Source organism: Geomonas sp. (assembly GCF_035254065.1).
Taxonomy (GTDB): Bacteria; Desulfobacterota; Desulfuromonadia; order Geobacterales; family Geobacteraceae; genus Geomonas.
Window position 1 is genome coordinate 1 of the sequence record NZ_DATFBA010000298.1, and the last position, 3,145, is coordinate 3,145.

Genomic DNA, 3,145 nt, shown 5'->3' on the forward strand with positions numbered 1-3,145 from the left:
AGCGCTCCCCCTCCCTAACCCTCCCCCTTCGGGAGAGGGGACTTAAAACCTGTTACGGGAAGACTGGGAGGATGTCGAGGCCGAGGGTCTCCGGGAGGCCGCACATCAGGTTCATGTTCTGCACTGCCTGGCCGGAGGCGCCTTTCACCAGGTTGTCGATGGCGGAGATGACGATGATCCTGCCGGTCCTCTCGTCCACGACGACGCCGATGTCACAGAAGTTGGAGCCCCTCACGTTGGCGGTGGACGGGACACGCCCTTCCGGCAGCACCCTCACGAACGGCTCGCCATCGTAGAACTCCTGGTACAGGGTGACCAGTTCCGAGGCCTTCACCTTGCCGAGCGGCATCGAATAGATGGTGGAAAGGATGCCACGATCCATCGGCACGAGATGCGGAGTAAAGGAAATGGTGATGTCGTTTCCGGCCAGCAGCGACAGCTCCTGCTCGATCTCCGGGATGTGGCGATGCACGCCACCCACGCCATAGGCCTTGAACCCTTCATTCACCTCGCAGTAGAGATTGTCGACCTTGGCGCCGCGGCCTGCGCCGGTGACGCCGGAGGCGGAGTCCACGATGATGGACTTGGGGTCGATCATCTTTCCCTTCAGCAGCGGCGCCAGTCCGAGGATCACGCTGGTCGGATAGCAGCCGGGATTGGCAATCAGGGAGGCTTCGCAAATCTTGGCGCGACGCAGCTCGGGGATTCCGTACACCGCCTTGGCGAGCAGCTCGGGGTTCATGTGCTTTTCGTACCAGCGGCCGTACACCTCAGCATCACGCAGGCGGTAGTCCGCGGAAAGGTCGACTACGTCTTTCCCCATCTTCAGAAAAGTTGGGACCACCTCCATGGCCGCCTTGTGAGGAAGGGCGGTGAAGACAACGTCGACCCTCTCGGCGATGCTGACCGGCTCGACATTTTCCAGCGTGATGTCACACCGGTTGCGAAGTGTCGGAAAAACATCGCTGATTGGCCGACCAGCGTTCTGCTCGGAAGTTACAACGGTAACCGCGACTTCGGGATGGGCATGAAGAATGCGCAGCAGTTCGACTCCTGTGTAGCCGCTTGCGCCGACGATGGCAACCTTAAGCATGAACGCCTCCGTATATGGTCAAAGAAAAATTTAAACGAAACGGATAGATGATGTAAAGAAAAAGGACTGTGACCGATGCCCATCCCCACAGGAGGACGGTCCCACAGCGTCCCCTCCCCTTCAAGGGGAAGGACAGGGTGAGGATGGGTTTCCCCCTGATCATCGAAACAGAAAAGCAATCCCCCCTGTCCCCCCTTTATCAAGGGGGGGACCGATGCGGGAGGGACAGGGAAGAATCGATCCACACCGGAACATCCCGTCAAACAGCAAAAGGAGGAACCCTTGCGGATTCCCCCTTTGCAGTACTGAAAAAAACGGCGGTCTCGGTAAGCGGATTAACGCTTGGAGAACTGGAAGCTTGCGCGGGCAGCTTTCTTGCCGTATTTCTTTCTTTCCTTGATGCGCGAATCGCGGGTGATGAACCCTGCTTTTTTCAGGGTGCCACGCAGTTCGCCTTCGGCCTCGATCAGGGCCTTGGTGATGCCGTGCTTGATGGCGCCGGCCTGGCCGGAGTCGCCACCGCCCTTGACGGTCACGTAGATGTCGTACTTGCCGACGTTTTCGGTGAGCTCGAGCGGCTGCTTAACGATCATCTTGGAGGTTTCCCTGCCGAAGTACTGATCGAGAGACTTGGTATTGACGGTGATCTCGCCGCTACCGGGCTTGATCCAAACCCTGGCGATCGAGGACTTCCTTTTGCCTGTAGCGTAAAAGCTTCCTACCATTTTATATCTCCTGATGAACGAATTAGATGTTCAGATTTTTCGGCTGCTGGGCCGCATGCGGGTGATCGGAGCCGCTGTAGATCTTCAGCTTCTTCAGCATGTGACGGGCCAGCTTGTTCTTGGGAAGCATGCCCTTGACAGCCTTTTTCAGGAGCTCCTCCGGCTTCTTCTCGATGAGCTTACCGGCGGAGATCTCTTTCAGGCCGCCCGGGAACGAGGAGTGGCTGTAGTAGGTCTTGTCGGCAAGTTTCTTGCCGGTGAGGGCGATCTTCTCGGCGTTCACGACGATGACGAAGTCGCCGGTATCGACACTCGGGGTGAAGGTCGGCTTGTTCTTGCCACGCAGCACGTTGGCGATTTCAGTAGCCACACGACCGAGGACCTTATTATCTACGTCAACCAGATACCAATCCCTGGTCACTTCTTCTTTTTTGGCAACTTGCGTCTTCATTGAAACCTCACAGCTATATGGAATTAGCACTCGCTAGCACAGACAACTTGCGGAAGTTTGAAAATTTAATCGATTTACGGGATCATGTCAAGACAAAAAAACCTACAGGACCTCCGGCGGGTAGAAAACCTCCATCAGGCAGAGGCCGTGCGGCGGAGCGGTAATGCCGGATATCTGCCGGTCGCCGTCGCGCAGGAGCCGGGCCACATCAGCGGGCGTCCTTCTCCCCCGCCCCACCTCGACCAAGGTGCCGGCCATGATGCGCACCATGTTGCGCAGGAAACCGGTTCCGTTCACATCGAGGTAGATGAACCTGCCATGCTCCTTCAGCTCAAGCGAGTTGATGATGCGAACCGTGGTCTTGGCGGCGCAGCCTGCCGCCTGGAAGGCGGCGAAGTCGTGCTCGCCCACCAGCTCCGCACAGGCGGCTCGCATGGCGTCGAGATCGAGCGGTCCTGCCAGCCGCCAGGCGACGCCGCGGGCAAGCGGCGAGCGGAGCGGGTCCTGCAGGATGGTGTAACGGTAGTGTTTGCAGCTCGCATCGAAGCGGGGATTGAAGGCCAGCGGGACCTCGGCGGCATCGCGCACGGCGATATCGTCCGGCAGCATAGTGTTCAGCCCCTCCCGGAAGGCGCGCAGAGGGAGGGTCTTGTCGGTGTTGAAGCAGGCGACCATGCCGCGCGCGTGGACACCGGCGTCGGTGCGCCCGGAGGAGCGGAGCCTCGCCGGCTCCCCCAGCATCCGCTCCAGCGCGCCCTCCACCACCTCCTGGATGGAGAGCCCGTTCGGCTGCACCTGCCAGCCGGCATAGGCGGTGCCGTCATATTCGATGATCAGCTTGATATTGCGCATAAGACGTTCACCCAACTACTGCCA

At 59.2% G+C, this 3,145-nt stretch carries 4 protein-coding genes; all 4 read right to left on the reverse strand.

Annotated features, from left to right (window positions below; genetic code table 11):
- Positions 1-52: 52 nt before the first annotated feature.
- Positions 53-1,093, reverse strand: a complete 1,041-nt coding sequence (argC, locus tag VJ604_RS13510) for an N-acetyl-gamma-glutamyl-phosphate reductase (RefSeq protein WP_324083317.1) — start codon at positions 1,091-1,093, stop codon at positions 53-55.
- 335 nt (positions 1,094-1,428) lie between these two features.
- Positions 1,429-1,818, reverse strand: a complete 390-nt coding sequence (gene rpsI / locus VJ604_RS13515) for a 30S ribosomal protein S9 (protein WP_324083318.1) — start codon at positions 1,816-1,818, stop codon at positions 1,429-1,431.
- A gap of 22 nt (positions 1,819-1,840) precedes the next feature.
- Positions 1,841-2,269, reverse strand: coding sequence for a 50S ribosomal protein L13 (gene rplM, locus VJ604_RS13520; RefSeq protein ID WP_324083319.1), 429 nt, complete (start codon positions 2,267-2,269; stop codon positions 1,841-1,843).
- A gap of 102 nt (positions 2,270-2,371) precedes the next feature.
- Positions 2,372-3,121 (reverse strand): tRNA pseudouridine(38-40) synthase TruA, encoded by a 750-nt coding sequence (truA, locus tag VJ604_RS13525; protein WP_324083320.1) that lies wholly within the window; start codon positions 3,119-3,121, stop codon positions 2,372-2,374.
- Positions 3,122-3,145 lie beyond the last annotated feature (24 nt).

Excerpts from the sequence above, each read along its gene's own strand:
- argC (WP_324083317.1), bottom strand. The coding sequence starts at position 1,093 with ATGCTTAAGGTTGCCATCGTCGGCGCAAGCGGCTACACAGGAGTCGAA.
- rpsI (WP_324083318.1), bottom strand. The coding sequence starts at position 1,818 with ATGGTAGGAAGCTTTTACGCTACAGGCAAAAGGAAGTCCTCGATCGCC.
- rplM (WP_324083319.1), bottom strand. The coding sequence starts at position 2,269 with ATGAAGACGCAAGTTGCCAAAAAAGAAGAAGTGACCAGGGATTGGTAT.
- truA (WP_324083320.1), bottom strand. The coding sequence starts at position 3,121 with ATGCGCAATATCAAGCTGATCATCGAATATGACGGCACCGCCTATGCC.